General features: G+C 67.9%; 27 protein-coding genes. 13 read left to right on the top strand and 14 right to left on the bottom strand.

Translation table 11 applies throughout. The features are described 5' to 3' along the window. Positions 1–135 precede the first annotated feature (135 nt). A complete protein-coding gene (locus tag D0B54_RS00555; protein WP_117288263.1) occupies positions 136–540 on the bottom strand; it encodes a hypothetical protein in 405 nt (134 codons plus the stop codon). Beyond that, positions 537–1355: a bifunctional DNA-formamidopyrimidine glycosylase/DNA-(apurinic or apyrimidinic site) lyase gene (mutM, locus tag D0B54_RS00550; protein ID WP_117288262.1), complete on the bottom strand. Its 819-nt coding sequence runs from the start codon at positions 1353–1355 to the stop codon at positions 537–539. Before mutM ends, D0B54_RS00555 begins: the two co-directional genes overlap by 4 nt. Positions 1356–1521: 166 nt before the next feature. Here mutM and D0B54_RS00545 point away from each other — a divergent pair, with 166 nt between their 5' ends. Together D0B54_RS00545 and D0B54_RS00540 are read left to right on the top strand one after the other, a co-directional pair. Next, the gene (locus D0B54_RS00545) at positions 1522–2079 is read left to right on the top strand and encodes a hypothetical protein (RefSeq protein ID WP_117288261.1); all 558 of its coding nucleotides are present in this window, start codon (positions 1522–1524) and stop codon (positions 2077–2079) included. A 34-nt stretch (positions 2080–2113) separates the two neighbouring features. Next, complete coding sequence (locus D0B54_RS00540) at positions 2114–2704, top strand: hypothetical protein (protein ID WP_117288260.1); 591 nt, start codon at positions 2114–2116, stop codon at positions 2702–2704. A 56-nt stretch (positions 2705–2760) separates the two neighbouring features. Here the strand turns inward: D0B54_RS00540 and D0B54_RS00535 are convergent, their stop codons facing one another. From D0B54_RS00535 to D0B54_RS00515, 5 genes are all read right to left on the bottom strand, one after another. Beyond that, positions 2761–3660: a DUF4340 domain-containing protein gene (locus D0B54_RS00535; protein WP_117288259.1), complete on the bottom strand. Its 900-nt coding sequence runs from the start codon at positions 3658–3660 to the stop codon at positions 2761–2763. Positions 3661–3664: 4 nt separating this feature from the next. Further along, the gene (locus D0B54_RS00530; RefSeq protein ID WP_117288258.1) at positions 3665–5011 is read right to left on the bottom strand and encodes a GldG family protein; all 1347 of its coding nucleotides are present in this window, start codon (positions 5009–5011) and stop codon (positions 3665–3667) included. Between the two features lie 14 nt (positions 5012–5025). Beyond that, a complete protein-coding gene (locus D0B54_RS00525) occupies positions 5026–5781 on the bottom strand; it encodes an ABC transporter permease (protein WP_117288257.1) in 756 nt (251 codons plus the stop codon). Continuing rightward, positions 5778–6728 carry an ABC transporter ATP-binding protein gene (locus D0B54_RS00520; RefSeq protein WP_117288256.1) on the bottom strand — a complete coding sequence of 317 codons (951 nt, stop codon included), beginning with the start codon at positions 6726–6728 and terminating at the stop codon, positions 5778–5780. Before D0B54_RS00520 ends, D0B54_RS00525 begins: the two co-directional genes overlap by 4 nt. Positions 6729–6817: 89 nt before the next feature. Beyond that, entirely contained in the window at positions 6818–7687 is an 870-nt protein-coding gene (locus D0B54_RS00515; RefSeq protein WP_117288255.1) for a lysophospholipid acyltransferase family protein, read from the bottom strand. Between the two features lie 102 nt (positions 7688–7789). Between D0B54_RS00515 and dtd the strand changes: the two genes are divergently transcribed. From dtd to tatC, 9 genes are all read left to right on the top strand, one after another. Beyond that, on the top strand, positions 7790–8227 hold the full coding sequence (gene dtd / locus D0B54_RS00510; RefSeq protein WP_117288254.1) for a D-aminoacyl-tRNA deacylase: 438 nt from the start codon (positions 7790–7792) through the stop codon (positions 8225–8227). 224 nt (positions 8228–8451) lie between these two features. After that, entirely contained in the window at positions 8452–9045 is a 594-nt protein-coding gene (gene hisB, locus D0B54_RS00505; RefSeq protein ID WP_117288253.1) for an imidazoleglycerol-phosphate dehydratase HisB, read from the top strand. Between the two features lie 8 nt (positions 9046–9053). Beyond that, positions 9054–9692 carry an imidazole glycerol phosphate synthase subunit HisH gene (hisH, locus tag D0B54_RS00500; RefSeq protein WP_117288252.1) on the top strand — a complete coding sequence of 213 codons (639 nt, stop codon included), beginning with the start codon at positions 9054–9056 and terminating at the stop codon, positions 9690–9692. 146 nt (positions 9693–9838) lie between these two features. Continuing rightward, positions 9839–10564 carry a 1-(5-phosphoribosyl)-5-[(5-phosphoribosylamino)methylideneamino]imidazole-4-carboxamide isomerase gene (hisA, locus tag D0B54_RS00495; protein ID WP_117288251.1) on the top strand — a complete coding sequence of 242 codons (726 nt, stop codon included), beginning with the start codon at positions 9839–9841 and terminating at the stop codon, positions 10562–10564. Between the two features lie 30 nt (positions 10565–10594). Next, the gene (gene hisF, locus D0B54_RS00490) at positions 10595–11365 is read left to right on the top strand and encodes an imidazole glycerol phosphate synthase subunit HisF (protein ID WP_117288250.1); all 771 of its coding nucleotides are present in this window, start codon (positions 10595–10597) and stop codon (positions 11363–11365) included. A gap of 50 nt (positions 11366–11415) precedes the next feature. Further along, positions 11416–11739, top strand: coding sequence for a phosphoribosyl-ATP diphosphatase (locus D0B54_RS00485; protein WP_117294934.1), 324 nt, complete (start codon positions 11416–11418; stop codon positions 11737–11739). 18 nt (positions 11740–11757) lie between these two features. Beyond that, on the top strand, positions 11758–11982 hold the full coding sequence (tatA, locus tag D0B54_RS00480; protein WP_117288249.1) for a Sec-independent protein translocase subunit TatA: 225 nt from the start codon (positions 11758–11760) through the stop codon (positions 11980–11982). A 23-nt stretch (positions 11983–12005) separates the two neighbouring features. Next, positions 12006–12368, top strand: a complete 363-nt coding sequence (gene tatB, locus D0B54_RS00475; RefSeq protein ID WP_117288248.1) for a Sec-independent protein translocase protein TatB — start codon at positions 12006–12008, stop codon at positions 12366–12368. Continuing rightward, entirely contained in the window at positions 12365–13150 is a 786-nt protein-coding gene (gene tatC, locus D0B54_RS00470) for a twin-arginine translocase subunit TatC (RefSeq protein WP_205527232.1), read from the top strand. Before tatB ends, tatC begins: the two co-directional genes overlap by 4 nt. Positions 13151–13273: 123 nt before the next feature. Here the strand turns inward: tatC and D0B54_RS00465 are convergent, their stop codons facing one another. From D0B54_RS00465 to D0B54_RS00440, 6 genes are all read right to left on the bottom strand, one after another. After that, the gene (locus D0B54_RS00465) at positions 13274–13780 is read right to left on the bottom strand and encodes a DUF2062 domain-containing protein (RefSeq protein WP_117288247.1); all 507 of its coding nucleotides are present in this window, start codon (positions 13778–13780) and stop codon (positions 13274–13276) included. Next, positions 13777–14139 (bottom strand): DUF1475 family protein, encoded by a 363-nt coding sequence (locus D0B54_RS00460; protein WP_162932101.1) that lies wholly within the window; start codon positions 14137–14139, stop codon positions 13777–13779. The genes D0B54_RS00465 and D0B54_RS00460 overlap by 4 nt, the downstream gene beginning before the upstream one ends. A 2-nt stretch (positions 14140–14141) precedes the next feature. Beyond that, the gene (locus D0B54_RS00455) at positions 14142–15443 is read right to left on the bottom strand and encodes an SAM-dependent methyltransferase (protein ID WP_240433513.1); all 1302 of its coding nucleotides are present in this window, start codon (positions 15441–15443) and stop codon (positions 14142–14144) included. 25 nt (positions 15444–15468) lie between these two features. Next, complete coding sequence (locus D0B54_RS00450) at positions 15469–16233, bottom strand: DUF1365 domain-containing protein (RefSeq protein WP_117288245.1); 765 nt, start codon at positions 16231–16233, stop codon at positions 15469–15471. Positions 16234–16242: 9 nt separating this feature from the next. After that, a complete protein-coding gene (locus D0B54_RS00445; RefSeq protein WP_117288244.1) occupies positions 16243–17577 on the bottom strand; it encodes an NAD(P)/FAD-dependent oxidoreductase in 1335 nt (444 codons plus the stop codon). A 73-nt stretch (positions 17578–17650) separates the two neighbouring features. Next, positions 17651–18193 carry an arylesterase gene (locus D0B54_RS00440; RefSeq protein ID WP_240433512.1) on the bottom strand — a complete coding sequence of 181 codons (543 nt, stop codon included), beginning with the start codon at positions 18191–18193 and terminating at the stop codon, positions 17651–17653. A gap of 67 nt (positions 18194–18260) precedes the next feature. On the opposite strand from D0B54_RS00440, the gene D0B54_RS00435 reads away from it, so the two are divergent. Further along, on the top strand, positions 18261–18923 hold the full coding sequence (locus tag D0B54_RS00435) for an ABC transporter ATP-binding protein (RefSeq protein ID WP_117288242.1): 663 nt from the start codon (positions 18261–18263) through the stop codon (positions 18921–18923). A 484-nt stretch (positions 18924–19407) separates the two neighbouring features. Beyond that, the gene (locus D0B54_RS00430) at positions 19408–21879 is read left to right on the top strand and encodes an ABC transporter permease (protein ID WP_117288241.1); all 2472 of its coding nucleotides are present in this window, start codon (positions 19408–19410) and stop codon (positions 21877–21879) included. A gap of 7 nt (positions 21880–21886) precedes the next feature. Here D0B54_RS00430 and D0B54_RS00425 read toward each other — a convergent pair whose 3' ends face one another. Further along, positions 21887–22330, bottom strand: coding sequence for a DUF2141 domain-containing protein (locus D0B54_RS00425; RefSeq protein ID WP_162932100.1), 444 nt, complete (start codon positions 22328–22330; stop codon positions 21887–21889). Positions 22331–22408: the final 78 nt, after the last annotated feature.

The following is a 22408-nucleotide window of genomic DNA, read 5'->3' as shown; positions in this document are numbered from 1 at the left end:
GTAGCACGTAGGATGTGGTGAGCGCAGCGAACCGCATCGCTCGCGTGCACCGTCGCGACCATTGATGCGGTTCGCTGCGCTCGCCTGGAGGCGCCTACTTTTGGCACCACATCCTACAAAGCTACACGGCGAGGGTCAGCCAGGAAACCGGCGCCGCAGGATCAGCGCCGGCACCAGCAGTGCCGCAGAGACGATGGCATCCAGCACGATGCCCACCGGAAACCCCGCCTGCCAGCACAGCCAGGCATCCAGCGGCGCCCAGCAGAACACGGCCAGGATCAATGCGTCGCAGGCCCAGCGCTGGCGGCGCTGCACGCCGTAGCGCACGATGAAGAAGGCCAGCATGCCCCAACTGGCCAGCGTGGGGCCGAACACGCGCGACCAGAAGCGCGCCGCGTCGGCGGCCTCAGCATAAGGCATCTGCGCCAGCACACCGGGCAGCAGCGGCAAGACGAAGGGCATCGACAAGCCCAGCAGCACGTGGCCGGCGGCGACCAGCAGCAGGAACTGCCCCAGGCGGCGTTCGGTGTTGTCGCTCATGCCTGGCACTCCGGGCAATAACAGGAGGAGCGCTGGCCGATCACCATGCGCCGGATCGTCGTGCCGCAGACCAGGCAGGCTTCGCCCTCGCGGCCGTAGACGTAGAGCTTCTGCTGGAAGTAGCCGGATTCGCCGTCGGCGCCCGCAAAATCGCGCAGCGTGGTGCCGCCCTGCTCGATCGCCGCCGCCAGCACCTCGCGGATCTTGTCGGCCAGCAGGCGGTACTGCGCACGCGTGACGCGGCCGGCGGCGCGGCCCGGGCGCAGGCCGGCACGGAACAGCGCCTCGGCGGCGTAGATGTTGCCGGCGCCGACCACGACGCGGCCGTCCATCACGAAATTCTTCAGCGGCGCGCTGCGCCCGCGCGACAGGGCGAAGAGATAATCCCCGGAGAACTCCTCGGAGAACGGCTCCGGCCCCATGCCGGCGAGCAGTTCATGGGTCTGCTCGGCCGCGGCCCAGGGCAGCACGGCGCCGAAGCGGCGCGGGTCGTGGTAACGCAGCAGCACGCCACCCTCCAGCTCGATGTCGACGTGGTCGTGCTTGCGCAGCGGGTGGCCCGGCTGCAGCACCAGCAGGCGACCGCTCATGCCCAGGTGCACGATCAGCCGGTCGCCGTTGTCCAGGTGCAACAGCAGGTACTTGCCGCGCCGCGAGGTGGCCTCGACACGCCGCCCCCGCAACAGGGCCGGCAGGTTCTTCGGCACCGGCCAGCGCAGGCGGGCATCACGCACCGTGACCTGCCCGATGCGCCGCCCCAGCACATGCGGCTCGACGCCGCGGCGTACGGTTTCTACCTCAGGAAGTTCCGGCACGGACGTGACTCGGGGCAATGGTCACGAAATTTTAATCCAGTTTGTCACCTGAACATGACAGCACCCCCGTTGCCAAGCCCATAAACTTTGTGAATGATCCCGCGCGGTTCAATACCGGCGGCTCCATCCCGCAACCCCGAAAATCGACCCACAGGACCCTGCTTCCATGCGCCACGCCAGCAAACTGATCAGCCTTGCCACCGTACTTCTCCTTGCCGGCTGCACTCTTGCGGCGCCGCAATACACCGCCTCGCTGCCCAACGTGCAGAAGCTGCGCGATGCCGGTCAGGCGCCGGTGCGGGTCGGCGCCTTCGTGCCCGCCACCGGCGACGCCGAGGCCTCGCTCTCCCTTCGCGGGTCCAGCATGCACTCGCCCTACCAGGACTCCTATTCGGCCTATGTCGGCGAGGCCCTGAAGCAGGAGCTGTCGCTCGCGGGCAAGCTGGCGCCGGGCGCCGAGATCGAGGTCTCCGGCCTGCTCAACAAGAACACCCTGGACGCCAGCGGTTTCAGCAAGGGCTTCGGCGGCATCGAAGCCCGCTTCGTGGTCAAGAAGAACAACCAGGTCCGCTATGACGCGGTCAAGTCGGCGTCCCACGAGTGGGAATCGTCCTTCGCTGGCGCCATCGCGATTCCGCGTGCGCAGCTCGAGTACGCCAACCTGGTGCAGAAGCTCCTGGCCGAGCTCTATGCCGACCCGGCCTTTGCCGCAGCCCTCAACTAAACCGTTTCATCCACAACAACCCCAAGGGACCCAAGTGAAAAACAGAATCCTTGCCTGCCTGTCGGCAGCCATCCTGCTCTCCGGCTGCGCCCACACGATCGCCATTGGCCCGGATGTCGCCAAGATCGAACGCGATGCCACCGCGCAGCCGATCAAGAAGAGCGTCGGGTACTACATCTCGGAAGAATCGCGCAATCTGGAAGTGACCACCCCCGGCGGCGGTGGCGACAAGGTGAACTACCGTCCGTACAAGGACACCGAGACGGCGTTCTACAAGATGCTGACGAACGTGTTCGACAACGTCGCCGTGCTGCAGTTGCCCAACGATGCCGAAGCGATCAGCAAGAACAAGGTCAGCTATATCATCACGCCGCAGCTGGTCACCAATTCGTCTTCGAGCAGCGCCCTCACCTGGCCGCCGACGGACTTCACGGTGGACATGACCTGCACGATCAGCGACGCCGCCGGTAATACGGTCGCCACCAAGGCGGTCAACGGCCAGGGCAAGGCCGAGTTCTCCGAGTTCAAGAGTGACTTCTCGCTGTCGGGCAAGCGCGCCTCGGAGGATGCACTGCTGAAGATGCAGCGCGCCCTGCTGGCCGAGACTCCGGAACTGCGCAAGTAAGAACTGCGGCAGCGATGCACCGGGAGGTGCATCGCCGCCGCATTCCCGCATTCCCGTCAGGACGGCAGGTCGGACGGCCTGGGCAGCTTCGGCACGCCGGCCGGCGGCGCAGTGGCTGCCTTGTGCAGCTCGAACAGCTCGCTGTCCAGCACCTTGGACAGCGTGTAGCGCACTTTCAGCTCCGGGTTGGCGATCACCAGCTGCGGATCGCGCTCGGCAATCACGAAGCGCAGCACGCGGCCATCCTGCAGCGTCACTTTCACCGCCTGGCCCTGCGAGCCCGCGAGCGGCTCGGCCGCCATCCACATGGCGCGCGCATCCTTCCAGGCATTGGCCAGCTTCTGCGCCGCGTCGATGCTGATATCGGCCTGCAGCGGCGCTGCCACCCAGCTCTTGCCGTCGGCACCGCGCACGACGCTGACGCCGGTGGGCAACTCGATCTTCGCGATCTCGGCCTTCTCCGGCACCAGGGCCTTGGCGACCAGGTCGGAGTAATCGGCGTCCAGCGCGGCGCTGGGCGGGTCGTCCACCAGGGCCACCGCGCCGCCGCTGAGGATGTAGCGCCGTGCCTCGATCTGCTCGATGCCGCCGAAGTCCAGGGCCACGTCGTTGAGCGTGATGCGGTAGGCCGGCGGCTGCAGGCCCAGCTCGGGCAGCTTCACCTCCGCCAGCGGCAGCTTGCGCTTGGCCGTCAGCGTGGCGAGGCTGGTCAAGGCCGAGACCTCGAAGGGATCGGTGTCGGCTTTCACCGGCTCCAGCAGCTTCCACTCGCCGCCCTGCTTCTCCAGCAGCAGCTTCGGCTGGCCCGGATGCTCCACCGCGATGCGGGTCAGCGCGTCGGCGGCCAGCGCGGTCAGCGGCACTACCGGTTCTTCCTTCTTCTGGCCGAAATACGCCGCCGCGCCGAGACCGCCGACGGCGACCAGCAGGGCCAGGTTGAGATGCGTGCGTTTCATGGCATCAGCGGCGGCGGCGGATGATCCAGCGCGTCAGGCCCCAGGCCAGCAGTGCCAGCGGCAGCAGCAGGGAGAAGAAGGCACCGATCGCGTTCGCCGCCATGTCCGACAGCACCAGCGCGGTGTCCGGGGCGCTCGGCACGTTGATGTTGAGCTGGGCGTCGCGCGAGGCCAGCCATTGCACCATGTTGAGGCCCAGCTGCTGGTTGCCCACTTCTCCCAGGTACGCATTGGAGAGGAAGTCGGCGTCGCCGACGACGATCGCCCGCTGCGGCGCAACCTTGCCGTCGGCCGCCTTGTGCTCGCGCGTCAGCGCCAGGCCGACCGTCAGCGGCCCGCGAACGTCGCCGTCGTCGAGCGCGACCTTGCCGCCGGCGACATCGCCGGTTTCGAGCCAGGCCGCCTCGGAGGTGATCAGCACCGGGGCCAGTGTCCAGCCCGTGGTCGGATTGCCCACCACCGAGCGGGCGAAGGGGAACAGCGTGATCTGGTCAAAGCCCTGGGTCACCGGGCTCTGCGGATAGCCCACCGCGGCGAAGAAGCCGGGGTGCGGGCTGCCCACCACCTGGTACTCCGGCATGATGACCATGCCGTTCTGCCAGGCAATGCCCAGCGCCTGCGCCAGGGGGTCGATGCCGGCGGGCTGCTCCGGGTCCGCGAGCCACAGCAGGTTGCCGCCCTTCTCGACGTACTCCTTCAGCATCTGTGCTTCGCCGGCCAGGGGCTGCTTCTGCGGCGAGGCGACCACCAGCACGCTGGTGTTGTCGGGAACGCGGGTTTCCTTGACCAGGTTGAGCCCGCGCACCTTCAGGCCCTTGTCGCGCAGCAGCTGCGCGAAGTGCGCCATGGTCTCCGGGTTTTCCTGATCGTCCAGGGCACGTTCGCCGTGTCCCTCGAGGAACACCACCCACTGCTCGCCGCCGTAGGCGAGGCGCTGCAGGGCGGTGGTGATGGACGGCTCCGTCGTGGACCGCAGGCTTTCGCGGCGCCCCTGGTACTCGATGACGATCTCGCCGACCGAGGAAACCTTGTAGTCCTTGACCTTCTGCGGATTGGCCGAAGGATCGACGAACTCCAGCTTGATGTCGGACTTGGCGCGCCGGTAACGGCCCAGGTCGGCCTCCACGTCGCGGCGCACGTCGTTGCCCGAGGGGGCGAACAGCGTGAACGTGATCGGCCCCGGCATCGCCCCGAGCTGCTTGAGGCTGGCTTCGGTCAGCGAGTTGCGGTTGCCGGAGGTCCAGTCGAACTCGGTCTTGTAGCGGTAGGACAGCCAGCCGAGCAGGCCGATGGCGGCGACGAACAGGACGCCGCTGATGAGTTGCTGAATCAGGATTTGCTTTCTGGTCATGGCGCAGGGCTTTTCTAGTTGCGTTCCAGGTCGAGGCGCTGGACGGTCAGCCAGAGGAACAGCGTGCTGAACAGCAGGTAGTAGGCGACATCGGCGCTGTCGAACACGCCGCGGCGCAGGCTATCGAAGTGGGTCATGAGGGACAGGTAGGCCCACAGCTCCTTGAAGGGCATCCCGTCGTAGGACGAGGGGATCTGCACCAGCCACAGGGCCAGCACCAGCACCAGCGACAACACCGCCGACACCACCGGCTCGCGCGTCAGCGAGGAGACGAACAGCCCCGCGGAAGCGAATGCGGCCAGCATCAGGAACAGGCCGAGGAAGCTGGCCGCGATGCGGCCGAGATCGAGCTGGTAGCCGGTCGGCGGCATCAGCACGAAGCTCATCGCCGCCAGCATCAGGATGATCGCCAGCACAAAGCTGATCACGCCCAGGAACTTGCCCAGCACCACTTCGGTGAGACTGACCGGCGCGGAGAACAGCAGGGTGATCGTGCCGGTCTTGCGCTCCTCGGCGAACGACCGCATGGTCATCATCGGCATCACCAGCAGCATCAGTACCAGGGGAAAGCCCACCAGCGTTCCGGAGATCAGGTAGTCGGTGACGCCGAAGTCGGCGCCCATGCTGCCGTCGTTGTTGCGGAAGTCGAGCAGCGACAGCCAGTACACGCCGCCGAAGATGAACTGCAGCCCGGCCAGCACGACCCAGGCCAGCGGCGATACGAAAATGCGGCGCGTTTCATTCGCCGCGATCCTGAAGATGTTGATCATGCGACGTCCTTCTCGGCGGCGGCATCGCCGCGCAGCACCAGTTCCACGAAGATTTCTTCCAGCGTCTGCGCTTCCGCGCGCAACTCCAGCAGGCCCCAGCCCCCCTCCACGGCGGCCTTGACGATGGCCTCGCGCGGATCGGCGGAAGCGTCGCACTCGATGCGGTAGCGTCCCTCGCCCAGCACCAGCACGCGGCGCACCCCGGCCAGCGTTTCCAGCGTGCGCGCGTCGGGCAGCTGGCGGAACGTGGCGGCGATGGAGGAGAAGCCGGCGGACTTCGCGGCGGCCACCGGCTCGCTGTACACCACGCGGCCGCGGTTGATGATCATCACGCGCGAACACACCGCCTGGATCTCCGGCAGGATGTGCGAGGACAGGATCACCGAATGATTGCGCGCCAGCGTCGCGATCAGGGCGCGGATCTCGCGGATCTGGATCGGGTCCAGCCCCACGGTAGGCTCGTCGAGCACGATCACCGGCGGGCGATGGATGATCGCCTGCGCCAGGCCCACGCGCTGCTGGTAGCCCTTGGACAGGTTGCCGATCAGGCGGCTGCCCACCTCGGTGAGGCCGCAGTCGCGCCGGGCCGAGGCCACCGCCTCGCCGCGGGCGCGGCGCGCGATGCCGTGCAGGCCGGCGCAGTAATCCAGGTACTCGTCCACGGTCAGCTCGGGGTAGACCGGCGGCTGCTCCGGCAGGTAGCCGAGCGAGCGCTTGGCCGCCTTGGCGTCCTCGCGCAGCGACTTGCCGCCGATCAGCACCTCGCCCGAGGAGGGCGCGAGGTTGCCGGTCAGCATCTTCATGGTGGTGGACTTGCCGGCACCGTTGGGGCCGAGCAGACCGAGTATCTCCCCCTTGCGCAGGGTCAGGTCGAGGCCGCTGACGGCCAGCGTGCGGCCGTAGCTTCGCGCCAGCGCGCGCGCCTCGATGAGGACTTCGCTTTCCATATGGTTCTTTCTGGGAATGGTTGCGTGATGAAGGCGGCGCTATGACTCGCCGCCCTTGCCGGAGTTCCGCGGCGGCGAGACCCGCGGTTCTAGAGGCCGGCGTAGAGGTTCTCGCCCCCGGGAGGCCGGCGGCGGTAGCGTTTGTAGCTCCACCAGTACTGTTCCGGCAAGTGCCGGATCACCGACTCGATGCCCTGGTTGAGCGCGGCGGGGCCCTGGGCGGCGTCCGCCACCCCTTCCGGCGCCTGGCGCAGGTGGAAGCGGAAACCGCGGCCCCGCGGCATGCGTTCGGCGTAACAGAACCACACCGGCAGGCCGATGCGCCCCGCCAGCTTGGACACCAGCACGGTGGTGTGGGCGGGGATGCCGAACAGCGGCGCGAACACCCCCGAACCCGCCGGAGGATCGTGGTCGGGCAGCACGCCGATCTTGCCGCCGCCCTTGAGCTCCTGCAGCAGGGCCCGGACACCGGCGGCGCTGGTCGGCACCAGGGTGGCGCCCAGGCGGCTGCGGCCCTCCAGGATCAGCTCGTCGATCACGCCCTTCTGCGGCTTGTAGAGCGAGGCGATGCCGCCATGGGCCGCGCAGAACATGCCGGCCAGCTCCCAGGAGCCGATGTGAGGACAGAGGATGATGGCGCCCTGGCGCGAGGCCTCCTGGATCTGATCGCGCAGGGCCGGCACGTCGATCCAGCGGCGCAGCCGCGCCTCGGGGCCGAACCAGATCGCCGGGGCCTCCAGCACCGCCTGCATCGACTGGCGCAGGCTCTCCCGCGCCAGGCGCCGGCGCTGCGGCTCGTCCAGTTCCGGCAGACAGCGCCGCAGGTGCAGCAGGGTGATCGCCTTGAGGTCGTTGGGCAGCCACCAGAGCAGGGTGCCCAGGGCCGCGCCGGTGGCATGCAGCAGGGGCAAGGGCAGCCGCCCCAGGGCTTGCAGGAGCAGTCGGATCACTGATTTCATGGGGATATTATGAGTCCGGCCCGCGGCGGCTTGCAGCCCCGGGGGCGGCCCTCGGCCCTAGAATGGGCGCCATAGCCTGTCCCAGCCCCCGGAGAGCCCGCAATGATCGGACTGCTGCAGCGCGTCAGCGAGGCCTCGGTCACGGTGGAAGGCCAGGTCATCGGCCGCATCGGCCCGGGCCTGCTGGTGCTGGTCGGGGTGCAGCCCGACGACACCGAGGCCCGTGGCGAACGCCTGCTGGAGCGCCTGCTGGGCTACCGCGTGTTCGAGGACGAACAGGGCCGCATGAACCGCTCGCTGCGCGACACCGGCGGCGGCCTGCTGATGGTCTCGCAGTTCACCCTGGCGGCCGACACCCGCAGCGGCACCCGCGCCGGCTTCTCCACCGCCGCCCCGCCGGACATGGCGCGCGACCTGTTCGCCTGGCTGGTGCACCGCGCCCGCCACCAGCACCCCGAGGTGGCCTGCGGCCGCTTCGGCGCCGACATGAAGGTGGCCCTGGTCAACGACGGGCCAGTCACTTTCTGGCTGGAAAGCTAGAAACAGTGATCGGTCCGCAAATGAACGCAAATGGACGCAAATGGATCAACAGAATGCGCCATAGCCGCGGCAACGTCCGGCTTCTATTTGCGTTCTTTGCGTTCATTTGCGGACTGCCGGCTTTTTGATCACCCCAGCCCCTTGCCCCAGGGGCTTGAGCCTGGGCTTTGGTTTTTGCTGCACTGCGGGGTATCCTTGTCGCCCCTTATCGCCAGCCGGCGTCAATGAACGCACGCAAAGCCAGCGTCACGCGCGACACGCGCGAGACCCAGATCCGAGTAGAAGTGAACCTCGACGGGAGCGGCCAGTCCCGCTTCCAGACCGGCGTTCCCTTCCTGGATCACATGCTCGACCAGGTCGCCCGCCACGGGCTGATCGACCTCGTCGTGGAAGCCACCGGCGACCGGCACATCGACGATCACCACACCGTCGAGGACATCGGCATCACCCTCGGCCAGGCCTTCGACCAGGCGGTGGGCGACAAGAAGGGCATCTTCCGCTACGGCCACTCCTACGTCCCGCTGGACGAGGCGCTGTCGCGCGTGGTGGTGGACCTGTCGGGCCGCCCGGGCCTGGAATACGGCATCGAGTTCCCGCGCGCGCGCATCGGCGAGTTCGACGTGGACCTGTTCCGCGAGTTCTTCCAGGGCTTCGTCAACCACGCCAAGGTGACGCTGCACATCGACAACCTGCGCGGCCGCAACGCGCACCACATCATCGAGACCGTGTTCAAGGCTTTCGGCCGCGCCCTGCGCATGGCCGTGGAGCGCGACGCGCGTCTGGGCGACGTGATGCCGTCCACCAAGGGCAGTCTGTAAGTCCAAGCATGGCGTCCGTCGGCATCATCGATTACGGCATGGGCAACCTGCACTCGCTCGGCAAGGCGCTGGAGCGCGTCGCCGGCGGGACCCGCGTGGTCACCAGCTATGACCCGGAAGTGCTGCTCAAGTGCGACCGCCTGGTGCTGCCCGGCGTCGGCGGCGTGCGCGAATGCATGCGCGAGTTGCAGCGCCTGGAACTGAACCAGATGGTGATCGAGGCGGCGCGCAGGAAGCCGATGCTCGGCATCTGCCTGGGCATGCAGGTGATGCTGGAGTGGAGCGACGAAAACGGCGGCGTCCCGGCCCTGGGCCTGTTCACCGGCAAGGTCACGCGCTTCCCCGACCCCCCGGAAGACGGCGGCATCGACCGCCTGAAAGTCCCCCATATGGGCTGGAACCGCGTGCGCCAGACGCGCAAGCACCCGCTCTGGGAAGGCATCCCGGACGACACCTGGTTCTATTTCGTGCACAGCTACCATGCGGAACCGGCCAACCCGGACCACGTGCTGGGCACGACCGACTACACCAAGACCTTTGCCTCCGCCCTGGCGCGAGACAACCTGGTCGCTTTCCAGTTTCATCCGGAGAAGTCCCAGAACGCCGGAATGACGCTGCTGGCCAACTTTGTTCAATGGGATCCCTGAGCACTTCATGGACACCCCATAGACGCGGCTTGCACGCGGCAGGTTAATGGTGCAGAGTTTTTCCACACCGAACCAGGCCGCAAGCCGAAATACGACCCACTCCGGTCTCCCTTCCTCGCTATCCCAACTGATGGTTCTCACAGCTCATGCTGTTGATTCCTGCGATTGATCTCAAGGGCGGCAAGTGCGTGCGTTTGCGCCAGGGCCGAATGGACGACGTCACCGTCTTCTCCGATGACCCTGTGGCCATGGCCCAGCGTTGGGTCGACGAAGGCGCCGAGCGCCTGCATCTCGTCGACCTCGACGGCGCCATCAAGGGCGAGCCGGTCAACATCAAGGTGGTGGAGCAGATCGCCGCGGCGATCAGCATCCCCGTCCAGATCGGCGGCGGCATCCGCGACGAGGAAACCGTGCAGCGCTACCTCAACGCCGGCGTGCAGTACGTGATCATCGGCACCAAGGCCGTGAACACGCCGCACTTCCTGCACGACCTCTGCCTGGAGTTCCCGCGCCACATCATCGTGGGGCTGGACGCCAAGGACGGCCGCGTCGCGCTCAACGGCTGGACCAAGATCACCGGCCATGACGTCATCGAGACCGCGGTGCACTGCGAGCGCGACGGCGTCGAGGCGATCATCTACACCGACATCGGCCGCGACGGCATGATGCAGGGCTTCAACGCCCAGGCCACCCGCAACCTCGCCGCAGCGATCAAGACCCCGGTCTTCGCCAGCGGCGGCGTCAGCACCATCGACGACATCCACCGCCTCAAGGAGATCGAGGGCGAGGGTGTCGCCGGCGCCATCATCGGCCGCGCGCTCTACGAGGGCACGCTCAAGCTCGCGGACGCCGTCAAGGTTGCCCGCGGCTAAGTCCCTCACGATCCACAGGCTGTAAGTCCCATGCTCGCGAAACGCATCATTCCCTGCCTCGATATCGACCGCGGGCGCGTGGTCAAGGGCATCAAGTTCGAGGACGTGCAGGACGCCGGCGACCCGGTCGAAGTGGCACGCAAGTACGACGCCCAGGGCGCCGACGAACTGGTGTTCCTCGACATCACCGCCAGCGTCGACGACCGCCCCACCCTGTTCCAGACCGTGGAAGCGGTGGCGCGCCAGATCTACATCCCCCTGACCGTGGGCGGCGGCGTGCGCAGCTGCGCCGACGTGCGCGCCCTGCTGTCGGCCGGCGCCGACAAGGTCAGCATCAACACCTCCGCGGTCGAAAACCCGGACTTCGTCACCGAGGCCGGCGACCGCTACGGCGTGCAGTGCATCGTCGTGGCGATCGATGCCAAGCGCGTCAGCAAGAAGAAGGAACCGCCGCGCTGGGAGGTCTTCACCCATGGCGGCCGCCGCGCCACCGGCCTGGACGCCATCGAGTGGGCCAAGACCATGGTGCGCAAGGGCGCCGGTGAACTGCTGGTCACCAGCATCGACCGCGACGGCACCAAGAGCGGTTACGACAACGAACTGCTGCGCGCCATCTCCGCCGCCGTCAGCGTGCCGCTGATCGCCTCCGGCGGCGTCGGCGACCTGGAACACCTCCACCAGGGCTTCGTCGCCGGCGGCGCCGACGCCGTGCTGGCCGCCAGCATCTTCCACCAGGGCACCTACACCGTGGGCGAAGCCAAGAAGTATCTGGCAGACAAGGGCGTCAGGGTTCGCGTCTAGGCGACGGGGGGTACACTGTCGTCACCCTGCAACCCTGTATGGTTAACCTGATGAACCCCGGCGACGTATTGACCCAGCTGTATGCCACCCTGGAAGCCCGCAAGTCCGCGGATCCACAGGGTTCGTACATTGCCGGCCTCTACGCCAAGGGCACCGACGTCATCCTCAAGAAGCTCGGCGAGGAAGCGGCGGAAACCATCATCGCGGCCAAGAACCCGGACAACGGCGCCATGGTCTATGAGCTGGCAGACCTGTGGTTCCACAGCCTGGTGCTGATGGCGCACAAGGACCTGCCCCTGACCGCGCTGACCGACGAACTGGCCCGGCGTTTCGGGCAATCCGGGCTGGCCGAGAAGGCCGCCCGCAGCAAATAGACTCACGAGGATAGCAACATGGGTTCTTTCAGCATCTGGCACTGGCTCATCGTCCTGGCCATCGTCCTGGTCATCTTCGGCACCAAGAAGCTGCGCAACGCCGGTGGCGATCTCGGCGGCGCGATCAAGAACTTCAAGTCGGCCATGAAGGAAGGCGAGGAGGGCGCAGCCAAGACCCCGGAGCAGCTCGCCGACCAGCAGAAGCAGAACAGCAGCACCAACTCCGAGCAGAACAAGGTCTGAAGCCCCGCCTGCGGGACTGATCCATGTTTGACGTCGGCTTTTCCGAGCTGCTGGTCTGCTTCATCGTCGCCCTGGTGGTGCTCGGCCCCGAGCGCCTGCCCAAGCTCGCCCGCACCCTCGGCCGCTGGAGCGGCCAGGCCAAGGTCTACATGCGCAATCTCACCACCGAACTGGACCGTGAGACGCGCCTGATGGAGCTCAAGAAGCAGGTCGAGGAAGCGCAGAAGCTGCTGTCCGAGCAGGCCCAGGAAGCCAAGGCCAGCGTCGGCAAGCTGCTCAAGGACGGCCAGGACACCAAGGACGAGGTCGAGAAGCTGCTCAAGGATGGCCAGGAGTCCAAGGCCGAGCTCGAGAAGCTGGCCAAGGACAGCGATCCGCGGCCATGACCGAGCAGATAGAAGGCCCCCAGGACACCGAACAGCCGCTGATCGCACACCTGCTGGAGCTGCGCCAGCGGCTGATGCATGCGCTTATCGGCGTGCTGGTCGTGATCCTGCCGCTGATCTTCGTTGCCAAGGACATCTACGCCCTGCTGGCGCGCCCGATGCTGAAGTCGCTGTCGCCGGGCGCGACGATGATCGCTACCGAAGTGGCCTCGCCGTTCTTCACCCCGATCAAGTTCGCCGCCGTGCTGGGCTTCGTGCTGGCGATGCCCTGGGTGCTGTGGCAGATCTGGGGTTTCGTCGCCCCCGGCCTGTACAAGAACGAGCGCCGCCTGGTGGCGCCGCTGATGGCCTCCAGCACCCTGCTGTTCTACTCCGGCATCGCCTTCGCCTACTTCCTGGTGCTGCCCACGGTATTCCACTTCACCGTCAACGCCGCGCCGGAAGGCGTCACGGTGATGACCGACATCAGCAAATACCTGGACTTCGTGCTGACGATCTTCGTCGCCTTCGGCCTGGCCTTCGAGACACCGGTGGCGCTGGTGCTGCTGGTCAAGACCGGCTTCGTCACGCCCAAGCAGCTCACCGACAACCGCGAGTACGTGCTGGTCGGGGCCTTCGTCCTCGGCGCGATCTTCACCCCGCCCGACGTGATCTCGCAGCTGATGCTGGCGATCCCGGTCTACCTGCTGTTCGAGGTGGGCATCGTCGCGGCACGCATCATGGTGCCGGGGACCAAAGAGGTCGATGCGCAGCGTGAGGCGCAAAAGCAGGCCGGCGAGTAGCGACTGCCCGTAGGGTGCGCACCGCGCACCATTGAAGGTGGCCGGAACCACCGCGTGCGCGATGCGCACCCTACTGCCAAGGTAGGAGCGAGGTCGCAGCGATCGCGGTAGTGTTAACAGGCCCTAGCCGGCCGTGGTGCCGCGCACCTTTCCCCGGCCCGCCTTCACACCCCTTGCCGCCGCCTCCACCACCGGCCGCAGCGCCGCATACAGCAGCGGGATCACCACCAGCGCGCTGATCAGCCACACCACCATGCCGCCCACCGCGACCATGCCGTAGTCCAGCACGAACTGTTTCGGGCTGGCGGCGAAACGCTCGGCCAGCTCGGTCACCGCCAGCAGCGGTGCCGGCTCGCGGCCGAAGAGGTGTTCTCCGGCGCGGTAGTAGGGATACAGCAGCAGAAGATGCACCGGCGCCAGCACGGCATTGAGCAGCTGCATCAGCGGCTGGTTCAGGCGCAACAGCCAGGCGGCGAGCGCGCACAACGCGGTGGTCGCACCGAAGACCGGAAAAACACTGAGCAGCGCCCCCAGCGCCAGCGTGAAGGCGACGCGCTTCGGCGTCACCCCCTGCGTCAGCTGCGCGACCACCACCCGCTTGAGGCGGGCACGCCAGCCTTCCTCGCTCATGCGCCTTCGGGCCGCAGCAGCACTTCACGCGCGCCGGCACCCGGCGGCAGCGACCACAGGACCTTGAGCATGTAGCTGGCCATGCCGATGTTGCCGAGCAGCAGGATCACCGGCAGCCAGGCGATGCGGGCCACCACGCTGCGCTCGCGGTAGGCCACCCAGAGCCAGAACCAGAGGAAGCCGAAATAGGCGTCGAACAGGGTGGCGATGGTCCAGGGGTTGTAGCCCGCGGCGGGGTTGTCCACCAGGTCCTGGATCGCGGGCACGATGCTGACGATGCCGGTGGCCCAGGTGGAAACGCCGATCAGGCCGGCCAGTACCACCAGCGACCACAGGAACAAACCGCCCCTCGTACTCATCCCTACCCCTTTTCCAGCGTCACCTGCATCAGGTCGATGCGGTCGACACGAAAACCGCATTCGCAATAGGCGAGATAGTAGCGCCACATGCGCAGGAAGCGCTCGTCGAACTGCTCCACCACCTTTTCGCGCGCCGCCAGCACGTTGCGGTGCCAGTGGGCCAGGGTGTCGGCGTAGTCGCGGGCGAAGTAGCGCGGTTCGCGGGCCTGCAGACCCGCGGCGCGGGCCAGGTCCATGAAGCGCTGCGGCGGGCACAGCATGCCGCCGGGGAAGATGTACTTCTGGATGAAGTCGCGCTTGGTCAGGTAGTGCTGGAAGATCGACTCGTCGATGGTGATGCCCTGGATCGCGGCGCGGCCGCCGGGTTTCAGGGCCTTCTCGATCGCAGCAAAATAGCCCGGCCAGTACTCGGCGCCCACGGCCTCGTACATCTCGATGGAGACGATGCGGTCGTACTGGCCCTGCACGTCGCGATAGTCGCGCAGCTCGAACGTCACGCGGTCGGCTACGCCGGCATGCTCGGCACGCGCACGCGCCTCTTTCAACTGTTCGTCGGACAGGGTGATGCTGGTGACGCGGCAGCCGGAATGCTGCGCGGCGTAGATCGCAAAGCCGCCCCAGCCGGAGCCGATCTCCAGCAGGTGGTGATCCGCCGTAAGCTCCAGCCGCTCGTACATCAGCCGGAACTTGTTGAGCTGCGCGTCCTGCAGGGTCTGGTTGGGCTCGATGAACATGGCCGAGCTGTAGGCCATGGTCTCGTCCAGCCACATCTTGTAGAACTCGTTGCCGAGATCGTAGTGGTACTGGATGTTCTCGCGCGCGCCGGCGCGGGTGTTGGCGTGGCGACGGTGCTGCCACCAGCCGTAGACCTTGCCCAGCCAGTTCTTCTCGAAGGGGCCCTTGTAGTGCGGCTCGTTGAGGTACATCACCGCCAGCAGCGGCGCGAGATCGGGCGAATCCCAGCAGCCGTCGAGATAGGCCTCGCCGAAGCCGACTTCGCCGCCGCTGATGACGTGCTGCATCAGGTTCTCGCTGCGGATGTTGAGCACGCCGCGCAGGTCGAGCCGCTCCTTGCCCTGGTAGACGCGACGCTCGCCGTTGGGCAGGTTCACTTCCAGGTGGCCGTAGTGCAGCTCGCGCAGCATGTACAGCAGCACCTGCAGGCGCAGGCTCGGGCGTGGCGCACCCGTGCGCGGCGCCAGTGCCGCCGGCAGGTCCGGCGAAAAGCCGTCACGCCCCATCAGGCGCTGCAGCGGGTCGTCCAGCTTGCCCGATTCGCGCCGATCTTCCGGTCCCTGGCTCATGAACGCCCCCGTCGCTTGTTGTTGTTCACGATACGTCCTGCGGCAGCGGCACCGGCTTGGGCCGGTAACCCGCTCCGCGCAGCCACAGCTTCAAGGCTTCCCAGTGGATGCCGGCCACCACCTTGGCCGCCATCCAGGGCATGCCCAGCACCTGCCGCAGCAGCGCCCCGTCCGACAGCGGACGGCGCTCGCCGGCCAGCGTGGCATCCATCACCGGCACCCCGTCGCGGCTCTCGTGGATCGCCACCCGCAGGCGCTCGCCGGGCTCGCCCAGCTCGAAACGGTAACGCCCGGCGCGGTCCAGGAACGGCGAGACATGGAAGCACTTGTCCTTCTCATATGCCTGCTCATACGTCATCGGCGCGTCGGCGGATGCGAGCAGGTAGCAGTGCTTCTCCCCGAAAGTGTTGCGAACCTCGGCGATCACCGCCCGCAGGCGCCCATCGCGATGCTCGCAGTACCACATGGAGATCGGATTGAAGGCCCAGCCCAGCACCCGCGGCAGGGTCAGCAGGCGGATGCGCCCGCCCTCCAGTTCGATGCCCTGGCCGCGCAGCAGGCCCTCGGCCCAGGGGCGCAGGCCCTGGCCGTCGCCGTAGTCGCGCGTGCGCAGGCTCAGCAGGTTGAAACGGTCCTGCGAGAAGAACCGCAGGCGCTGCTGCAGCTCGGCCAGGCGGTCGATATCCACCAGCAGGTAGAACACGCGGTAGACGAAGCGGTACAGCGGCGCGATGCGCCGCCGGTGCATGACCCGCGCCGGGTACAGCCAGCCGGCCTGATCCGCGTCCATTGCCGTCCCCTAACCCGCCACCGTCGCCGGCAGCCCCGGTACTGAGGATGCGGCCGGACGGTGGTTTTCTTCAAGGCTGGCCCAGGCCGGCAGGCAGTCGCGGTCGATGCCGGCCACCGCCCGCAGGCCGGAACGCAGGCCGTCCTCGTGGAAGCCATAGCCGGTCCAGGCCCCCGCGAACCACAGCCCGCCGCGGCCCTGGATCGCCGGCAGACGCTCGTGGGTCATGACGCTGGCGGCGCCGTAGTGGGGGTGGTGGTACAGGGTTTCGTACAGGACCTTGTCGCGCGGCACCTCGCGCTCCGGGTTCAGGGTCACGATGTAGTTCACCGGCCCCGGGATGCCCTGCAGCAGGTTCATCCAGTAGCTGCCCGAGATCGGCCGGTCGTGCACCTCGTCGCGGTCGTTGAGGTAGTTCCACGACGCCCAGGCGCCGCGGCGCCTGGGCAGGAAGGACTCGTCGGTGTGCAGCACGCAGCGGCTGGCGTTGTAGGGGATGCCACCCAGCACTTCGCGCTCGTCGGCCGCCGCGTCCGCCAGCAGGCCCAGCGCCTGGTCGGAATGCGTGGCGCAGACCACGCGCTCGTAGGTTTTCACGCCCGCCGCGCTGACCACCTCGACGCCGGCCGCGCCGCGCCGCAGCGCGGTGACCGGGATCCCGGGGCGCAGCTCGCCGGGGAAGGCTTCCAGCAGCTTCTTCAGGTACTGGTGCGAGCCGCCCACCACGGTATGCCAGACCGGCTGGCCGGTGGCGGTGAACAGCGAATGCGAGTCGAAGAAGCGCATGAAATCGGCGGCCGGATATTCCATCGCCTTCTTCGGCGAGCAGCTCCAGATCAGCCCCGCCATCGGCAGCAGGTAGCGGCTGCCCAGTTCCGGCGAAAAGCCCGCGGCGACCAGGAACTCGCCCAGCGAGCCTTCGGGCAGCTGCCCGCTGCGCAGCAGGGCGTTGCAATGGCGGTTGAGCTTGAGGATGTCCAGCAGCATGCGCAGATGCTTCCTGCGGAACAGGTTGGAAGGCTGGGCGAACACGGTCCACAGCCGGTCGCTCCCGGTCCATTCGTAGGCGCCGTCGCCCAGCGACACGCCGAAGGACATGCTGGTCGGTCGCGTCTTCACGCCCAGTTCGCGGAACAGGGCAGTGAGGTTGGGGTAGTTGATGCCGTTGTAGACGATCCAGCCCGTATCGACGGGCTGCTCGCCGGTCGGGGCCGGCACCAGGATCGTGTTGGTATGCCCGCCGTGGCGGCTGTCCTGCTCGTACAGGGTCACTTCGTGGCGGCGCGCGAGGAAACTGGCGGCGCTGAGTCCCGAAATGCCGGAGCCGATGACTGCGATCTTCATGCGGAGAATGGAGCCTGGGTTTTGCCTGGTATCCATTGTCCTTACGCGCGAAGTCAAAACCGGGATGCAGCGCTCATTTCGGCTTCGCCAGCAAGGGCTTGAGCGTCGGCCAGACGGCATCCAGCAGCTTCGGCTGGGCCGCGGCGGACGGGTGCAGGCCGTCGTCCTGGAAATTGCCCGGGTCGAGCGCGATCGCGGCCAGGAAGAACGGCACCAGAGGGGCATGCGCATTGCGTGCCAGTTCGGTAAAGGCGCCCCGGAAGCTGTCGCCGTAGGCGGCGCCGTAGTTGGCCGGGATGCGCATCTCGAACAGTACCGGCCGGGCACCGGCGTCGCGGCTGAGCTGCAGCATGCGCTCCAGGTTGCCGCGCATGGCCTTCACCGGCAGGGCGCGCAGGCCGTCGTTGGCGCCCAGCTCCAGCAGAACGATCGCCGGCTTGTGCTGTCCCAGTGCTGCCGGCAGGCGGGCGAGGCCGCCGGCGCTGGTCTCGCCGCTGACGCTGGCGTTGACCACCACGTGGGGATAGCCTTCGCGCTGCAGTCGCTGCTGCAACAGTGCCGCCCAACCCTGGGAGGCCTGGATGCCGTAGGCCGCGCTGAGACTGTCCCCAAACACCAGGATCCTGGGCGCCTGCGCCGCCGCCGGGCCGCCCCACAGACACAAGACCAGAAAGACACATCGCATGAAAGCCGTCATTGCCCGGGATCTCCGCAAGACTGTCGTGAGTGGCGCCGCACCGCTGAGCATTTTGACCGGCATCAGCTTCGAAGTTTCCGCCGGCGAGTCGGTGGCCATCGTCGGCCAGTCCGGCTCCGGCAAGACCACGCTGCTGTCGCTGCTGGCGGGACTGGACCTGCCGACCGAGGGAGACATCGTACTCGACGGCCAGTCGCTGGCGACGCTGGACGAGGACGCCCGCGCCGGCCTGCGCGCCGGCCGCGTCGGCTTCGTGTTCCAGTCCTTCCAGCTGCTGGCCGGCTTCACCGCCCTGGAAAACGTCATGCTCCCCGCCGAACTCGCCGGCCTGCCCGATGCCGCCGCCCGCGCACGCCGCGCGCTCGGCGAGGTCGGCCTCGCCGCACGCCTCGATCACTACCCGCAACAGCTCTCCGGCGGCGAGCAGCAGCGCGTGGCCTTGGCCCGCGCCTTCGCCGGCCAGCCCAAGATCCTCTTCGCCGACGAACCCACCGGCAACCTCGACACCGCCACCGGCCAGAAGATCATCGACCTGATGTTCGACATGAACCGCGCGCATGGCACCACGCTGATCCTGGTGACGCATGATCCGGCGCTGGCGGCGCGGTGTGGGCGGACGTTGACGTTGGTGGGGGGGAGCCTGGCGTGAGTACGGTCGTGTTGGAAGTATTTACAGAAACCCTCTCCCCTGCCCCTCTCCCGCAAGCGGGCGAGGGGAAACAACAAATCCATCTTGTGTCTTCCAATGGCTTTGTGAGCAAAGCGAATGCTTTTGATGTTCCGGGCCCCCGTTTGCGAGCACCTGCGCGGGGGTCGAGCACAGGGGTCAGCCGGACAGGAAGTCCGGCTGAGGGCATACAGGCCATGGACGGCCTGTTTGCCCGACCCCGAAGTACGACCACCGCGCAGGTCGCCCCGCTTCAGCGGGGCTGCTCGCATCCGGGGTGTGCTTTCTTTGGTTACTTTCTTTGCACAAGCAAAGAAAGTAACTCGCCCTTAGGCGAAATAACCCATCAAAGATCCACAATCCCTGACCGGCGTAGTCGCCGGCGACCCCGCTTTGGCTTCTATTTGAAAGTCCGCGCCCCTCACCCTAGCCCTCTCCCCGTAAACGGGGAGAGGGAGGCACGGCGATGAACGCCCTGCGCTTCGCCCTGCGTCGCCTGCGCCGCGGCTGGAAAAGCGGTGAGTTGCTGATCCTCACCCTGGCCCTCGCCGTCGCCGTCGCGGCGCTTTCCGCCGTCGGCCTGTTCACCGACCGCGTCCGCAGCGCCATCGACAACCAGACCGGCGACACGCTCGGCGCCGACCTGCTGTTCAGCTCACGCAACCCGCTGCCCGACCCCCTGCTGGAGAAAGTGACCGCCAGCGGCGCCCGCAGCAGCGGCTTCACGCAATTCCCCAGCGTCGTGCTCAACGGCGAGTCCACCGCCCTGGCCTCGATCAAGGCCGTGCAGAAGGACTACCCGCTGCGCGGCGAACTGCGCCTCGCCGAGCTGCCCTTCGGCCCGGCACAAGTCACCCGCGGCATCCCCGCATCCGGCGAAGCCTGGGCCGATGCGCGGCTGTGGCAGGAACTGGGCCTGCAGGCCGGCGCCATCGTGCAGGCCGGCAGTTCGCATTTCCGCATCGTCGCCGTACTGGAAAGCGAGCCCGACCGCGGCAACGGCTTCTCCGATCTCGCACCAAGGTTGATGATCAACCACGCCGACCTCGCCGCCACCGGCCTCACCGGCCCCGGCGCCCGCGCGCAGTACACGCTGATGGCCGCAGGAGAATCGAAGTCGCTGGAGCCGCTGCGCACGATGACGCTGCCCGCCGGCGTGCGCCGCATCGCGCCGCAGGATGCGCGACCGGAAATCAGGAACGCCCTGTCCCGCGCCGGCCAGTTCCTCGACATCGCCGTGCTGGCGGCAACGCTGCTGGCGGCAGCGGCGGTGGCGCTGTGCGCACACCAGCACGGCGCCAAGCTGCGTGACGAGGTCGCCCTGCTCAAGTGCCTGGGCGCGCGCAACGGTTTCCTCGGCCGCGCCCTGTTGCTCAACCTTCTGCTGCTGGGCCTGGTCGGGGGCCTCGCCGGCGCCCTGCTCGGCCTGGCGGCACAGGAAGTGGTGGCGCGCCTGCTCGCCGAACTGCTGCAGATCGCCCTGCCGGCGCCCTCGCTGCAGCCGCTGCTGCTGGCCTGGGGTCTCGGCCTGCTGGTGCTGCTGGGCTTCGCCGCGCCGCCGCTGCTGCAGGCGCGCACCGTGCCGCCGATGCGGGTGTTCCAGCGCAATGCCGAGGGCTCGGCGCTGACCTGGGGCATCTGGCTGGCGGCAAGCCTGACGGTGATGGCGCTGCTGTGGCTGCAGACCGGCGACCCCAAGCTGGCGGCAGCGGTGCTGGGCGGCGCCGCCATCGCCCTGGCCCTGCTGGCGCTGCTGGCCTGGCTGCTGGTGCTGGCGCTGTCGCCGCTCAAGCGCGCGGTCGGCAGCTCCTGGCGCTTTGGCCTGGGCAACATCGCGCGGCGCCGCGGCGCCAGCGTGGCGCAGGTGGTGGCGCTGGGCCTGGCCCTGCTGGCGCTGCTGCTGGTGTCCGTGGTGCGCCAGGACCTGCTGGCGAGCTGGCAGGACCGCCTGCCGCCGGATACGCCGAACCAGTTCCTGATCAATATCCAGCCGGCGCAGCGCGAAGCGCTGCAGCAGTTCTTCGCCGAGCGCGGCTACCCCGACCTGCAGCTGTGGCCGATGGCACGCGCGCGCCTGACCGCGCTCAACGGCCAGCCGGTGACGGCGGATTCCTTCCAGGACCCGGAGACGCAGCGCTGGATCAACCGCGACTTCAACCTGTCGTGGAGCACGTCGCTGGGCGACGACAACCGCCTGCTGCAGGGCGAATGGTGGGGCGAGGGCGGTCGCGGCAAGCCCTGGCTGTCGGCCGACGAATACGCCATCGAGCGGCTCGGCCTGAAGCTCGGCGACCGCATGACGCTGGATTTCGCCGGCACGCCGGTGGAGCTGACGGTGCGCAGTTTCCGCAAGGTGGACTGGGGCAGCTTCCGCCCCAACTTCTTCCTGCTGGTACCGCCGGGCGTGATCAGCGACGTCAACGGCCAGTACATCGGCAGCTTCTTCCTGCCGGCGGACCAGCGCGCGCTGCTGCGCGAACTGGTCGCGGCCTTCCCCAACGTCACCGTGCTCGACATCGAGGCGGCGATGAAGCAGGTGCGCGGCATCGTCGACCGCGTGGTGCGCGCGGTGGAGTTCATCTTCCTGTTCACGCTGCTGGCGGGGCTCACCGTGCTGCTGGCGGCGATCGAAGGCACGCGCGCCGAGCGCGTGCGCGAGACCGCGCTGCTGCGCACGCTGGGCGCGCGCAGCGGCACCATCGCGCGCGGCCTGCTGGCGGAGTACGCGCTGCTGGGCCTGCTCGCCGGCCTGGTCGCGGCAATCGTCGCGCAGGGCGTCGCGCAGGTGCTGGCACAGGGTGTCTTCGACATCCCCTACGGCCTGCGCCCGTCGCTGTGGTTCATCGGCGCCGGCGCCGGCACGCTGCTGGTGGCGGGCATGGGCTGGCTGTCGCTGCGCAAGGTCCTGCAGACCCCGCCGCGGCAGGTGCTGGGCTAGAGCCTGTTCAGTCGTCGCTGAGGTTGAGTCGCAGCGACACGGCCTGGCCTTCGCGCAGCTCCACCGCCGCGCGCTCGAAGGGTGGCGGTGCGCGGCGTGCCAGCGGGAGACGGCTGTAGCCGCGCCGCGCCATGGCCACCGCAGGCGGCCAGCGGCAACCTCCTGCGCTGTCCGCCGCCTGCATCGCGCGGATGGCATAGCGCCCCTCCGGCAATCCTTCGAGACGCAGGCGCTGGGTGACGTTGCGAACCGGCACAAGCCGGCTGGCCACCGGGTTGCGGCCGCGACGCCAGCTCTCGGCGTCGGCATAGACCTCCACCCGCACCGTGCCCGCGGGCCGCAGGTTGCTGAGCTGCAGCTCCTGCGCGGCGGCCTGCGCCGGGTTCATCAGCATCAGCAGCAGCAGCAGCGGCAGGGCGAGGGCGAGGGCGAGATGCTGGGTTCTGGGCATTGGGGGCGCTCCGTTGATGTGGCCCCATGATCCGCAGCACCCGCTTGCCCTGGCAGGTGAGAAAACGCCGCCCGCGGG

This window comes from Solimonas sp. K1W22B-7 (assembly GCF_003428335.1).
In the GTDB taxonomy this organism is placed as follows: Bacteria; Pseudomonadota; Gammaproteobacteria; order Nevskiales; family Nevskiaceae; genus Solimonas_A.
This window is presented reverse-complemented; position numbering and strand designations above follow the sequence as displayed.